This window comes from Shewanella putrefaciens (genome assembly GCF_016406305.1).
GTDB classification, from domain to species: Bacteria; Pseudomonadota; Gammaproteobacteria; order Enterobacterales; family Shewanellaceae; genus Shewanella; species Shewanella putrefaciens_C.
In genome coordinates this window covers 135975-148685 of sequence record NZ_CP066369.1, presented here as the reverse complement: position 1 = coordinate 148685, position 12711 = coordinate 135975, and the positions used below count along the sequence as shown (strand labels likewise).

Here is a 12711-nt window from a genome sequence, read left to right as displayed (position 1 = left end):
AAAATATTTATTAAAAATAACTTCCCGACAAACATGCCGGGAATCATTCATCAATTAATTGCGTGCCGGAAATACGCCGTAAAGGGCAATACAATAATTCAATGCCAGAAATGGCTGACGGTTTTCATGGGGTAGACCATCACCACTTATACCTAAAGTTTGCGGTGCCATAGCGGTATTTAATGTACCCGGTGCGGTCTGCATATAGTTGACTATGCCACCACTACGTCCATCCTTCGCCAAATACGCATTTTCTGCCGGAGAAGACAAAGAGCCCAGATTATTCAAACCGGTCAGCGTGTGGTTGTGTGCTGGCATTTCAGTGGAGATCAGCGTCACCCCATTTTCGCCAAACTGTTCACCCCAATCCCAGATTCTCAGTCCGGGCCCCTGACCTACTCCCGCAACGACCTGCCCTTGCAAATTAGGCAATTGGAACGTGGTTGTACCATTGCCACCATACGTAATTCCGATAATTGAAAACAACGCGGTATTACTTGCGATTGATAATATCTGGCCATTACACAGCGCCCAATTGTGGGGAGCGAAGCTGAATGGCAACAAACGGATTTCACCAATAAATGGATCCATAATTTCACTCCTTAATTACGCGATGGGAAAATGCCTTCAATACACATGATGTAATTTATCGCTGTGGTAGGCATGATGTTATTGTGTGGTTGTGTTCCCCCTGTGGCTTGCACACTGAGTGCATTCATAACTTGGGGATCGGCACCGCTAGATGGCAAAGGAGCATAAATATTATCGGTATTACTGTGGGCAAAGACATTACCCGCAGGGCTAGGTGATGTGGAGGGGCTTGCTGTGCTCGCCGAAAAACTGTGGCTGTGTGAAGGTATTTGCGGCGTTAACAAGGTCACGGATTCAACACCAAATTGCTGGCCAATAATGCGGGAAGTAAGGCCTGGGCCATTTCCCTGCCCAACCGGCAGCCGGCCGCGCAAATCAGGCATCTGGAAAGTGGTGACTCCATCGCCGCCGTATGTCGTTCCAATCAGAGCGAAAAGCGTAGTCTGCTCGCTAATACTTAATAGCTGACCCGCGCACAACAACCAACCTCTCGGTGCAAAGCTACCCGCAAACAGACGGATATCACCAATATAAGCATCCATAGTGATTCTCCTCTAGTTACGTGAAGGGTAAATGCCTTGAGTGGCAATGCAATAATTCATCACCAGTGAAGGCTGGCAATTTTCATGGGCTTGATTGCCGCCGGTACTGGATACCGTTGCTGGGTCCAACGCTTGTAAACTTGCAGCGGACCCATACAGATTGACCTCACCTGCTGCATTTTTGGCGGCGGCAATATTATTGCCTGCAAACAACGTGGTATCGCCGGCAGTAGAACTGGCCATCACGAGGTGATTGTGTACTGGCAGGTTGTTAGGTACTAGGGTTACATTTTCTGCACCCGCCTTACTGCCCTGAGGCAAACCTGCACTAACATTAGGATGAACCGGTATGCGCCCCCGTAAATCAGGCAACGCAAAGGTATTGACACCGTCGCCACCGTAGGTCGTACCCAAGAGTGAAAAAAGCGCTTGGTTGGTGTTGATGGGCAATAATTGCCCAGCACACAAAGTCCAATACTTAGGTGCCCAGTTGTAGGGGAGAAGCTTAATTTCTCCGAGAAAAAAATCAGACATCCATGACTCCTTATTAAAAGTAAACCTGTCTAAACGTCATCAGGTTGATTACACAAATTTCCTCTACCCCGAAACAACATTACCTATGGTGATGGCCACGATAGCCACTCTTGAGTAGGCGAGATTTCAAAAGGAAAGAAACCCAAGCGAAGGTATAACTGTTTCGCACGCATATTTTGTCGATCGACGCTTAGACTCACACTCGCCTCTTTTGCTTGGGCATAGGCTTTTACCGAATCCAAAATGACTGAACCATAACCATAGCCCCGAAATTGCGGCGCGATGACAAAGTCGACGATATGTACGCCGTTAGCAGAGGGATTAAGCATGATTTTGCCAATAGGAATTGATTGATATTCAATGATTAGAGTCACAGCTTGAGGATATTGGGCAGCGTAACCCGCTTGCTGTAAGCGGTATTGTTGTTGCACTAACAGCTCTCGCTGCTGCGGGGAAAGCGGTAATAGAGACAGTTCAGTTTTTGCAGAACAAAATAGTGCAAATACAAAAGCATCGTCATTTTTATAGGCATAACGCAATGAATAGGCTTTAGGTAACACTATGTCTTCTACCATCAAACACATTCCCTGTAATAGTTAACTCTAACAGCGCTTTATAGTTCATCAATTCGCCGTGGCTGCTCGGGGTAACGAACACAATTCGACAAATAGAATGGCAAATTTAAAGAGTAATTCAGGGGAATGCGCTCGCAGAATAAAACGGCTAACGGCTTGAAAGTACATGATTGTATTTTCCATCCCTAGAATAAAAATGTTAACTTTCTGATATTTTTAATATACACAATTGGCTAAAGCTAGTTTACGTCACTCTAAAATACAAGAGTCATGTTAATTTTTGGTTTCAAAATGGTGAAGGTTTGACCAGTTACAAAAGCTGTGGATCTGTTCTTTTTGCTCAACCGTAAAAAAGCTTTGCTTAAATTGTGAATCAGCCATAAAGGGTTGCGTGGCCGTTTTAGAGTGTATTAACTGGCATTGTTCGACTTGGTTGCACTCCTCTTGAGAGAGAGCCAACGAAAACCAGTTTGCGATTTTATTCGCTATCACGGGTAACAGCTCCTGATAATCCACGACCATCACTTGGCTACGCTGACTCATCTCTAACCCATACCCCAATAACAAGCGCAATACCTTGCATTGATACTCCAGTATCGACTCCTCCTCTGGTACTGATAATTCACGGAATAAAGGTCGAGACGGTTGTCGCACCATATGATATCCAGCAGACTTTTGCTGTGAGGCTAAGATCTCGACGGGATCTCTAAGTAGCAATAACACGGGAACTTGAGGATAAAGTGATAGGATCAACGGCCAAAACTGCAAATCCCACGCATTCCATTTAATCAATAAATGCTGTTCAGGATGAAACAACTGACCTTGGGTATCAATGCAAAATGTTAAAGCCGCACGTCTCTGTGTGTCTGATAGGCTCCTGTCCAGTAGCACTTGAGTCAACAAAGGCGATTCAGATAACACCCTGCATTTAGGCAACCCCGCAAAACTGCGCGACACTAAGGTAGATCCACAGCGGGAGAGGTGAAATATAAATCCGGCAGGCTGCACTTGTTTTACCAGTCCAGAAAGATTTAGCGCTGGTAAGAGAGCGGTTTTAGGTTTGATCAAGGCAGACAATAACTGACCCCGCACGGCAGAAATATGCTCAGAGTAGAAAGGGTGAATCGGTTTTTCTGCGGCGGACATCCACTCTAATACTCTGCGCTTAGGATCATAGTCTGCTGGCGCCCAAAACTGGCATAAAAGGGAAAAATCTGGAGCTAAAACTTGCCGATTCCCTGCCCACAAAATCGCCAGCAGTTCCTCATCACCATAGTCTGACAAACGCCAAAATCGCCGCAAATATTGGCAAAACCCAACCATAGTCGTCGCCTTGCCTAACTCTCTCAAGGCTGCGGGGTTATGGACTAACGACCAATAGTGTTGTTCAGGGTTCATAAGGGATACATGTTAATGTACTGCACCATGCGCGGCAGTTTAGCCCGATTGGGGGTCGCACCGTGGGGCAAGGCATGGTGCCAAATGATTAAATCACCGGCATTGGCGGCTATGAATTTAATCGGCCACTCGAGCCAATTCTGTTGCTGAAGCTCAATATCAGACTTGTTCTGACTACGCAGCCACTCCTCTATCTTGAGATGGAATCCGGGGACGCAACAGAATGCACCTTGCTCTGCGCTAGTATCGGTCAGGTAAATTAATCCTTGGGTGCCAAACTCGACGGGGAGTTGTAATGGCATATCCCAATGCATACCGGGCCCAGGGAAATGCCATGCAGAAGTTTCGGGGGGGTTGAAGCTGACTCTGTCGGTTGTCATCACCAGATCGGTTCGCTGCCACAACTGCTCAAATACTTGGCGGATTAACGGCGTCCGACGATTCCTATCGAGAGTGGGATGACGAAACAGCTGCAGCATAATTTTCTGCATAAATTCATGGGATTGATACCAAGTCGCAGGATCCTGTTCATTCGCATCTAACTGTTGCCAAATCAAGGCCCGCGTCGCGGCGCATTGTTCTGCCGATAACACTTGAGGGATCACTAAGTAGCCTTCACGCTGCCAAAACGCAAGTTGGGCATCGCTGAGTACTTTACTCGGGGGTGATAGGCTCACTTGGGTTGGCGCAGTCCCTTGGGATAAGTCACGCAAGTGTTGATTAATACCGTCAATATCCGCGGCAGTAAGTTTAGTGATCTGTCGAATAGCATTGATAAATTCTTGTTGGTTATCATATTGGTAGAGCACTTTCATCCCAGGCTCTAACCCCACACCACAGAGATCGAGCAAGGCTTTATCTAAACGCCATTCGTTAACCAGTTCAGTAAATGGCTCCCCCCGTTTGCGTAGCTGTACTTTTTGCCAGAGCCGCTGCAAATGATAAATGCCTAAACAGCTTAAATCGTCACTCCCTGCCAGTGCCATTTTGTGCTCCTGATACTCGAATTTAAAGTCAGGATACTCACCCTGTTGGTAGCAAAAGCGAATTTGACTCAACGGCTTAAGCCTAAGTGATTTTTTATATTGCTCCAGAGTCAATTGGGACTGATTTTCGGCTAAGCTATGCTCTCCATATACTCGAACTTGGGTAGTGAGCTTAAGGGTAACCGCTTGGGGAGGAAAGTCTGGCAACGGCAAACTGCCCGTCAATATGCTCAGATCTCCCTGCTTGAGCCGGCGGGCGTTGGGCAAGTCGAGGCGGAATAATGGCCCTAAATAGGTAAGATCCTTGCCCTTAATATCGAGCCATGCGTCCAGTTCAATCGACTCTGGGATCAAACCACCGCCTTCCCGAAGATAAGCCTGTAGATGGCTAAAGATTTGCACCTGAGGCTCCTGCTGTAACAGATGCTTCATGGTTTCCGAGATAATGAGATCAAAGGTTTGCTGCGGTTCGGGTTGCCAAAGGGTAGCATCGGCGCAGACAAACGCCACCACACGATCGGCTAACTGAAAATGTTTAATCAGCTTGGCGACTTTATCTAACGAGGCATGATGAATGTCGAGCAAAGTCACTTGAATTTGACTCGCAGAAAATAGCGGCAGCAGAGGCAATAGTAGCCAAGCAAATGGCCCTGTACCCGCATATAAAATCTGTACCGTACGCCGTGGATTTAGCGCTAGCTTATCCTGAATCGCTTGATAAATACCCTGTATAAACACCCGCCCGCGTTCGGGATCTTCGGCGCACTGGGCCGCAGTCGTGAGCGATACCGCCTTACCAAATGGTGTAATACTCGCCTCTGTATCCAAAAAATACTCGGGGTGTAATTCAATCTCGGTCATGGCACATAATTGCACCAGCATAGGGTCGATAAGCCGTTTAGCCTCCCCTGCCGAAGGGGCCTGTAATAGCGCGTTGGCGAAGTGTATTAACATTGCAATATCTGCACCCTGCCCGGATTCAAGCTCTGATTTTTGCGGCATAGACCCATTCCCTTAGCCAAGTATTCACTTCACAATCAATCACTAAATTGATGCGTGCTTCCTGTCCTTTATTCTCGACCCAATGGACTTGATCGGCATTGATATACCAAAGCTCTCCAGCCCGCATAGGCACACGCTTGCCATCCACATAAAAATTTAAGGCATCATTGGTTTGCAGTGGTAAGTGCAATCTTGCTTCGCCCTGCGCTAAACAGAGCCCTATATCTCTATGGGGTTTGATCTCTGCGCCCGGATACAATCGCATCAAACGTACCGATTTAATCGGGCAAGTTAATGACTGAAGTAAACTGAGTAAGGTGGGGCTCGAATCTAGACAAGGTAAATTCTGCCAATGTTTGCCAGCAGTAATGGCAAAGGCTTGCAAGATAGGATGTGCAGTTTGATACTCGACGGCGCAGCGCAAAGGTAGCACATCCCAACCCCCTTGGTGTCCTTCGCTATAATCACTATGATTCACATGGGGCAACCAATTTTGCCGCAGCAAGGCGGTTAGCTCTTGCTGTAAACTAAGGGGGTTTGAAACTTGATCTAATAGGGCAAAAGAGCAGATATCCATATCCAAGTGTCTTATTTATAGGCAAAAAATGAATTAACCAAGCCTAGCACAAAGTGTTCAGCATACAAGATGTACTGCTTGAAATCCCTGTAGACACTCAGTTTGGTCTGCTTAACAACACAGGAAATACCCATGTTTGACTGGAAGACGATTGATACTGTACTGCTCGATATGGATGGCACCCTGCTCGATTTACACTTCGACAACCATTTTTGGTTGAACCTAGTGCCACAGGAGTTGGGCAGACAGAGGGGAATAAGTCACGACCAAGCACAGCAATTAGTGGTCGATGCCTATGGTAAAGTGGCGGGTACGCTGGATTGGTATTGTCTCGACTATTGGCAGACGCAGCTTCAGCTCGACATTATGGGCCTACACCGCACTTTGGTTGATCGTATTCAGTTGCGCCAAGATAGTATGCCCTTTCTCGATGCCCTTGCCGCGGCGGGTAAAAAACGGATTTTAGTGACCAATGCGCATCCTAAGAGTCTCGCCCTAAAGCTTGAACATACTGAGCTTGCGATAGGCTTAGATGCCATGATCTCAAGCCATGAAACGGGTTATCCCAAGGAGCATCCACAATTTTGGCAGACATTGTTTGAAAAATTTGCTTTAGATCCAAGCCGTTGCCTCTTTATCGATGACAGTGAACCTATACTCAATGCTGCGCGCATCGCTGGAGTGGCCCATCAACTGGGGATCAGCAATCCCGACAGCCAAAAGCCGCTCAAAGCCTTTAATGATTTCCCCGCGATTGACGATTACCACTTGCTCTTGGATGATCTTCGCCGCTAGTACCGAATTGACTCCCATAAAAAAGGCACCACGGGGTGCCTTTTTTGCTGTTCTTATCAACAGAGGCTTAGAGCCCAGGAATTCGCCCTTGATACACCACAGGGAAATAGCCATCACTACCACGTTTGCCTAACATACTTAAGGAGTTACGCATATCTTCTGGCTGCTGATTGGTTTCTTTAATCTTAGCCGCAACCTTAAGCATATTGCCTTCATCCAACTGCAGCGTGCCGACAATCCCCAGTTGGTTTTTGCTCTCATCGGTGGCGAGTTGCGCTTTACCGTCAACACAACTTAGGCCGAGTTCGATATTGCCAAGCGGGTAATCGCCAAATTGGTTTTTCACATTGGTTTGATTTAAAAACAGTTTGCCCGTTAACTGCTCACACCAAGGCTTGCCCTGTTCTAGGGTTTCAACCAGCAGACTCACCTCACCTTGGATCTCGGTCCTAAAGGGCAGCTTAGCGTTGCCAATCAAGAAACTATCGGGCGCTTCGAAGCGTAAACCCTGGGCGCTAATTCCGCCCATAGACCAAGTCACAATCCCTTTAGCACTTACGGGGGTTGCGCGGCTGCCGACTTGGATATCGACGCGCGCTTTACCTAACAACAATGCCCAAGGACTCAGTTCCCAACGCACTTGCTCAAGTTGTCTTTGCTGTAGGTTCAAGCTCTCAATACTACCGGACCAAATACTGCCACTCACCCCTGACACTTTCACGTTTGCAGGCAATGGTGCTAGGCTCAGCGCTATGTTGGCCGGGAATAATGCCACTAAAAAGACTAAATAAATCAGTACGCCTATGATGATTTTTTTTATCAAGCTCACAACTACACCTTACCTATTGCGCTAATTGGATGCGTCTCACTTTGACATAACCTGGCGCGTCGGCCTCCGCCAAATCCACACTCTCAAGGGACAAACCCTTTGTTTGCACTAGCTCGCCAAGATAACCGAGCAAGGCATCGAATGGCACATCGTCCATCCACACTTGGATCTTATCGCCCTGGGGTTGCATGCGAGTGATCACTAACCCATAGTTGCCCGCTGTTTGGTTAACGACTGAACTTAAACTCCCAGAGGCGCTAGGTTTAGCCCCTGCTTGCTTAAGGCCTGCAATTTTATTAGCCGTCTGTTTTACATAGTTTAAGGTCTGTTGCTGTGCACTAAGATTACGCAGTGCATCGGCCTCAGCCTGGGCTATGGGCGCCCAAATGCCCCAATAGAGCACTCCCACCACTAAAAATACGCCACCAAACCCGACTAACTGTTGCTCACGGGATGCAAGCCCTTGCCACCAAGTCCGCAAATTATCCATCTTATTTGCTCCTCAAAGTTAAGGTGCTGGTGACTTGATCTTCACCGCTATTCATAGTGCCGCCATCCATTTGGAAACGACGGCCAACAATCTCTTTAAACTTCTCAATTTGCGCGTAGTCCTTGGCGGTGACTTGCATACGGATCTCGTTGCGGGCGCTCTCAAATCTTAAGGTGTTTGGTTTGAGTTCTGGCACTTGTTTAAAGGCATCACGCAAACCATCGAGCATCGCAAAAAACTCGGCGCCACTGCCTTGTCCCTGTAAGGAGCGCAATTGGCTTTCCATCTGCGAACGTAGGTTCACTATCCGAGAATTCCCCGGCACCACCTGTTGATAAATGGACTCGCTCTGGGCTTTTAGATCGGCAATCTGGCCGTTCACTTGGTAGATGGTCAGCCCTTTGTTCACTAATGCCAACAGACAAGCGACAACAAGCACGATTGCGGCATTTTTCCATTGGAGTAGCTGCTTACTGTACTCGCGCTTGGGCGTATACACCCCCGTGAGTAAATTAACGGGCGCATGTAAAATGCCACGAGCGAGCACTAACATCGGCAGATCTAAAGGTTGAGGTTTAAGCTCCACACCTTCGAGGGCCATCTCGGTATAGCTCGCCACTGAGACTTCTTGCCCTTTTTCGACGAGTTGTTTCATCGCCACTGGCAGCCAAGGCAGAGGCAGGCTCTGTCCCGTGCCAAGGCCCGTTCTCAGCAGCAGTTCATTCCCAAAATTCATTGCCGCCCATTGGCATTCCTGCAATGGCAAGGCTAAACAATCTGGGACGATACGTTTGACCTTTAACCCCGCTTCGGTCAAACAATTCAGCCAAGTTTGCATTTGCTCGTGGGCAACCGCAATCACACTTAACGCGTCGCCACTCCGCGGCCCAACGGTAAAATGCATGGCATCTACATCATCGGCGATGGATTCTTCCAGCATAAAAGGCAGTGCCTTTAGGGCTTGGCGCTGGCCTTTTTCAGGCAGATTCACGCTGGTTAATGTCATCGCCGAGGCTGGCACAAGCACATCGATGGGACGATTTCCCGCCCGCTCGGTTAAGCTTGATAAACCTTGGGCGTTGGCAAGTTCGCCAGAGGCGATAATCTCTTGTTCTTGCTCGGACCATACCAACCAAGAGCAAGCCTGCTCTGCGGTTCTGCCTAAGCGAATAAATAGCCGTTCACTCACAGTTTTTCTCCACCAGCTTCAACCTTAAAGGTTGAGCGTGTTTGCTATTATTTTTGTCCACCAAACTGACGGGTGAGCACATCGATTTTGTTACCGCTGCTCGTTTTGAGCACGCTCTCCATCCTAAAGATGGCGTTGTCGACCTTAGCGCCGGAGGCGAGGAGGAAATACTGACTGTCCACCACAAAACTGGACTTCATCGCATCTTCCCACTTGATCGACCCCATGGAGGAGGAGCCATAAAAATCATCAATCTTGGCAAAACCATCACCTGGGCGTTGATTGATAACACTTTCCGCTTCACCGATGGAGATCTGGTTATCGACCATGGCGGCGAGTAATGCGGCTTGCTCAACCTCTAGGGTGTTTACATTGAGCAGTTGTCTATCATTCCCCGGAATAACACAAATATAGGGCAATAATTTCAGATAAATATCTTGGGTGTAACCTATCACTGCCCTTAACTCACTGCGGTGGTTCATCAGGGTATTCGCCGCACGATAGGGAACATTTCGAGCTTCGTATTCCGCATCTTCGGCGCCATAGGGACTCGCCACAGTGTCTTCATCGACATAATCTTTCAGTGTTTGCGTTAGATGATCTGCGGTAAAATCATCCATCCCTAAACTGGTTAATAATGCCTTATATTGTCTCGCCGCTAAGGGCAGTTTAGGTTGGCCGTTTTCCAGTTCTTTCGTGGTGACCGACAGGGCATTTAAATTAAAACAGGCCCGCATATCGGTGATTTTGCCGCCAATTTCACCATGTTCAGCCGGAAAAACCACATCACTCATCGCCCAATATTGCTGCCTGTGCACCCGTCCTTCTGAGTCCTCTAAATCCTGCTTAAGGATCTTCTTCGCTAACTCTTCGGCCGATATCGCGTACCAATAGGCTTGATCGTACTGGGCTAAGTTTAAGGTTCGGCGCATCGACAACTGATTGCGACTGGTAATGTTAGTGGCAATGATCACCACTAAGGCCACGATCAGCAGTACCACAATCAAGGCAACGCCGCGTTGTTTAGACCGAGACTGGATTCTCATTCGCGGCCCTCTGCATCAGGATCACCTTCTCCAGAATCGCCGGAACCATTACCCGAGCCATCATCCGAACCATCACCACTGCCATCATCATCTTTATCTTTGTTCGCATCGTCCGGATTTTCGTCTTTATTATCGTCATCCTGAGACTTCTCTGGTGCGCTAGCACCCAGCGGCAGCATAAACTTACGCTGGATTTTGCCTAAACCTTCAATTTCAATTTCCATCGCAATAGCTTTAGGTAGCTTAGTCGCCTCGACTTTACGCTCCCATTTATCTTCCATAAAGAAGGAGTATTCCACCGATAACACTTTGTCGATAATCACCGTTTTAAGCGGCTCGGCACCAAATTCGGGTTCTGGATAGGGAAAATACCAACGCTCCAATCGCCCTTCCCGCACGACATAGGCCACAGACTGCAAACTACCGCGGGGCAGCAAACCGTCGGGATTGAGCCAGCCTAATCGGTAGAAGACTAAGGCCTCAGACTCCGATTCTAAAATATCATTACCGGTCTGAAAGACTGTATTACCGCGGCCACCTTCAAGTAATCTGGGGGTACGTGCCACCATTTGGCTCAGGTCACGCTCTATCGCGCCAAAGCCTTGCTGCAATGCCTTTAAACGAACCGAGAAGTTTTTTGTCACTTCATCGTTAGTCAATACTGTGCTTAATACCGCATTGGCGGCCAAACCTATCATGGCGAAAATCGCAATTGCGATCAGCATTTCTAGCAGGGTAAACCCCCCGTGAGCCTTAGTTCGTTTTAAGGACATAACTGCTCACTTGTGCTGCAATACGCTGATAACGCTCATCTTCACTGACGCTAATACGGATCATGCGAAAGTTATCATCCGTGGTTTTCACTACTTCCTTGCGCCAATACCAATCCTTACCCGCCAGTTCTACCTGCCCTTCTTTTTTGCCAAGCTCCGGAAATTGGGGATCGAGTCTGGCGTCCACCATTTGGTTATCTGCCACCCATTGGGCCAAGGTACGGGATTCCAGAATCGGCATATTCGCCATCTGCTCACCTAGGCTCTTAGTGATCGACACAGCCGCGATAGAAAACACCGCCAGCGCCACAATCACTTCGAGTAAGGTCATGCCCTTAGAGTGCTTCATCGGGGCGTCCTAGGGTTACGCGACCAAGTGCATCACCAACAACCAATACATCGATTTCGCCTTGGTCTGTCTTTGCAATAAAGCTGAGTTCAAAGGCGCTCATTTCACCGCTCGGTAGCAACAGGATCTGTGGCTCAGGGTGTTTCTTCTTATCCTCAGCCGAAGGCTCTATCAGTGGCTCTTCAAACCAAGATTCGTCAGTTTCATCCTCTTGCACTAAGGGCAAACCGTCGAGCACCAGATTGAGGGTGACGCCCGGATCCATCTGTTTTTCAGACAGTATTCTGTCTTTCTCCAGTGGGTGCCATTTACTGTCTTTATAATACACAAACTGATAGCTGGTTTTTTCAACCACAATACCGACAAAATAACCGCTCAATACCGTTTCATCGAGCACTAATTCAGTGGCGGCAATAAACTGCTGCGCCGTTCTCTCTAGCGCCTGTTGTGGCCCAGAATTGCCAATAGACATAGTCACCGCGGCAGCGGCGAGTCCCATTAGCAGGATCACCAGCATCACCTCCATTAAGGTGAAGCCGGCGTGACGCAGTTTTAACATCTATTGGAAGTTCTGTAGGTTCCAGTTACCGATATCATCCTCGGTACCTGGTTGGCCATCAGGGCCCGCGCTGAAGATATCGAGCTTGCTGTTTTCGCCTGGGCTCAACAACAGATAGTTATTGCGCCATGGATCCTGTGGCAAACGTTTTACATAACCTTCATCGCGGTAATTACGCGGTTCTGGTGAAATGGTTGGCTTTTGCACTAAGGCTTCTAAACCCTGCTCAGTCGTTGGATAGACACCGTTATCTAACTTGTACATATCTAAGGCATTTTCGAGTGCGACTATGTCAGATACGGCTTTTTGTTGGTCGGCTTTATCTTTGTTACCCATTAAGTTTGGTACCACCATAGAGGCTAAAATACCGAGGATAACGATCACCACCATCACTTCGAGTAAGGTAAAACCTTGGTGTTTTTTGTTCATTTGCATCTATTACTTCTCCTAAAAAATCGGCGCCATTACAGAATGTC

16 protein-coding genes are annotated in these 12711 nt (G+C 47.9%); 1 reads left to right on the top strand and 15 read right to left on the bottom strand.

What is annotated here, in order from left to right; translation table 11 throughout:
- Window positions 1-54: 54 nt before the first annotated feature.
- The 7 genes from JFT56_RS00660 to JFT56_RS00630 all read right to left on the bottom strand — a co-directional run bounded on the left by JFT56_RS00660 (window position 55) and on the right by JFT56_RS00630 (window position 6205).
- Window positions 55-591: a phage tail protein gene (locus JFT56_RS00660; protein WP_198781878.1), complete on the bottom strand. Its 537-nt coding sequence runs from the start codon at window positions 589-591 to the stop codon at window positions 55-57.
- A gap of 11 nt (window positions 592-602) precedes the next feature.
- On the bottom strand, window positions 603-1133 hold the full coding sequence (locus JFT56_RS00655) for a phage tail protein (protein ID WP_198781877.1): 531 nt from the start codon (window positions 1131-1133) through the stop codon (window positions 603-605).
- A gap of 12 nt (window positions 1134-1145) precedes the next feature.
- Window positions 1146-1667 carry a phage tail protein gene (locus JFT56_RS00650; protein WP_198781876.1) on the bottom strand — a complete coding sequence of 174 codons (522 nt, stop codon included), beginning with the start codon at window positions 1665-1667 and terminating at the stop codon, window positions 1146-1148.
- Window positions 1668-1750: 83 nt separating this feature from the next.
- Entirely contained in the window at window positions 1751-2242 is a 492-nt protein-coding gene (locus JFT56_RS00645) for a GNAT family N-acetyltransferase (protein ID WP_198781875.1), read from the bottom strand.
- A gap of 273 nt (window positions 2243-2515) precedes the next feature.
- On the bottom strand, window positions 2516-3640 hold the full coding sequence (locus tag JFT56_RS00640; protein WP_198781874.1) for a sulfotransferase family protein: 1125 nt from the start codon (window positions 3638-3640) through the stop codon (window positions 2516-2518).
- Complete coding sequence (locus JFT56_RS00635; RefSeq protein ID WP_198781873.1) at window positions 3637-5628, bottom strand: phytanoyl-CoA dioxygenase family protein; 1992 nt, start codon at window positions 5626-5628, stop codon at window positions 3637-3639. Before JFT56_RS00635 ends, JFT56_RS00640 begins: the two co-directional genes overlap by 4 nt.
- Window positions 5606-6205: an aspartyl/asparaginyl beta-hydroxylase domain-containing protein gene (locus JFT56_RS00630; protein ID WP_198781872.1), complete on the bottom strand. Its 600-nt coding sequence runs from the start codon at window positions 6203-6205 to the stop codon at window positions 5606-5608. Before JFT56_RS00630 ends, JFT56_RS00635 begins: the two co-directional genes overlap by 23 nt.
- Window positions 6206-6337: 132 nt before the next feature.
- On the opposite strand from JFT56_RS00630, the gene yrfG reads away from it, so the two are divergent.
- Window positions 6338-7000, top strand: coding sequence for a GMP/IMP nucleotidase (yrfG, locus tag JFT56_RS00625; protein ID WP_198781871.1), 663 nt, complete (start codon window positions 6338-6340; stop codon window positions 6998-7000).
- Window positions 7001-7067: 67 nt separating this feature from the next.
- On the opposite strand, the gene JFT56_RS00620 is transcribed toward yrfG, so the two are convergent.
- Genes JFT56_RS00620 through gspG form a run of 8 tightly spaced genes read right to left on the bottom strand, consistent with a single transcriptional unit; the run spans window position 7068 to window position 12670 of the window.
- On the bottom strand, window positions 7068-7829 hold the full coding sequence (locus tag JFT56_RS00620; RefSeq protein ID WP_198781870.1) for a type II secretion system protein N: 762 nt from the start codon (window positions 7827-7829) through the stop codon (window positions 7068-7070).
- Window positions 7830-7842: 13 nt separating this feature from the next.
- Window positions 7843-8319: a type II secretion system protein M gene (locus JFT56_RS00615; RefSeq protein WP_198781869.1), complete on the bottom strand. Its 477-nt coding sequence runs from the start codon at window positions 8317-8319 to the stop codon at window positions 7843-7845.
- A gap of 1 nt (window position 8320) precedes the next feature.
- Window positions 8321-9508: a type II secretion system protein GspL gene (gspL, locus tag JFT56_RS00610; protein ID WP_198781868.1), complete on the bottom strand. Its 1188-nt coding sequence runs from the start codon at window positions 9506-9508 to the stop codon at window positions 8321-8323.
- Window positions 9509-9555: 47 nt separating this feature from the next.
- Entirely contained in the window at window positions 9556-10554 is a 999-nt protein-coding gene (gene gspK, locus JFT56_RS00605) for a type II secretion system minor pseudopilin GspK (protein ID WP_198781867.1), read from the bottom strand.
- A complete protein-coding gene (gspJ, locus tag JFT56_RS00600) occupies window positions 10551-11327 on the bottom strand; it encodes a type II secretion system minor pseudopilin GspJ (protein WP_198781866.1) in 777 nt (258 codons plus the stop codon). The genes gspK and gspJ overlap by 4 nt, the downstream gene beginning before the upstream one ends.
- Window positions 11308-11676, bottom strand: a complete 369-nt coding sequence (gene gspI / locus JFT56_RS00595) for a type II secretion system minor pseudopilin GspI (RefSeq protein WP_198781865.1) — start codon at window positions 11674-11676, stop codon at window positions 11308-11310. Before gspI ends, gspJ begins: the two co-directional genes overlap by 20 nt.
- Window positions 11663-12235: a type II secretion system minor pseudopilin GspH gene (gspH, locus tag JFT56_RS00590; RefSeq protein WP_198781864.1), complete on the bottom strand. Its 573-nt coding sequence runs from the start codon at window positions 12233-12235 to the stop codon at window positions 11663-11665. The genes gspI and gspH overlap by 14 nt, the downstream gene beginning before the upstream one ends.
- Window positions 12236-12670, bottom strand: coding sequence for a type II secretion system major pseudopilin GspG (gspG, locus tag JFT56_RS00585; protein WP_269819998.1), 435 nt, complete (start codon window positions 12668-12670; stop codon window positions 12236-12238).
- Between the last annotated feature and the right edge of the window lie 41 nt (window positions 12671-12711).

Coding starts and splice junctions, on each gene's coding strand:
- yrfG (WP_198781871.1), top strand. CDS start 6,338: ATGTTTGACTGGAAGACGATTGATACTGTACTGCTCGATATGGATGGC.
- gspJ (WP_198781866.1), bottom strand. CDS start 11,327: ATGTCCTTAAAACGAACTAAGGCTCACGGGGGGTTTACCCTGCTAGAA.
- JFT56_RS00640 (WP_198781874.1), bottom strand. CDS start 3,640: ATGAACCCTGAACAACACTATTGGTCGTTAGTCCATAACCCCGCAGCC.
- gspG (WP_269819998.1), bottom strand. CDS start 12,670: ATGCAAATGAACAAAAAACACCAAGGTTTTACCTTACTCGAAGTGATG.
- JFT56_RS00645 (WP_198781875.1), bottom strand. CDS start 2,242: ATGGTAGAAGACATAGTGTTACCTAAAGCCTATTCATTGCGTTATGCC.
- JFT56_RS00615 (WP_198781869.1), bottom strand. CDS start 8,319: ATGGATAATTTGCGGACTTGGTGGCAAGGGCTTGCATCCCGTGAGCAA.
- JFT56_RS00650 (WP_198781876.1), bottom strand. CDS start 1,667: ATGTCTGATTTTTTTCTCGGAGAAATTAAGCTTCTCCCCTACAACTGG.
- gspH (WP_198781864.1), bottom strand. CDS start 12,235: ATGTTAAAACTGCGTCACGCCGGCTTCACCTTAATGGAGGTGATGCTG.
- JFT56_RS00660 (WP_198781878.1), bottom strand. CDS start 591: ATGGATCCATTTATTGGTGAAATCCGTTTGTTGCCATTCAGCTTCGCT.
- JFT56_RS00655 (WP_198781877.1), bottom strand. CDS start 1,133: ATGGATGCTTATATTGGTGATATCCGTCTGTTTGCGGGTAGCTTTGCA.
- JFT56_RS00630 (WP_198781872.1), bottom strand. CDS start 6,205: ATGGATATCTGCTCTTTTGCCCTATTAGATCAAGTTTCAAACCCCCTT.
- JFT56_RS00635 (WP_198781873.1), bottom strand. CDS start 5,628: ATGCCGCAAAAATCAGAGCTTGAATCCGGGCAGGGTGCAGATATTGCA.
- gspK (WP_198781867.1), bottom strand. CDS start 10,554: ATGAGAATCCAGTCTCGGTCTAAACAACGCGGCGTTGCCTTGATTGTG.
- gspI (WP_198781865.1), bottom strand. CDS start 11,676: ATGAAGCACTCTAAGGGCATGACCTTACTCGAAGTGATTGTGGCGCTG.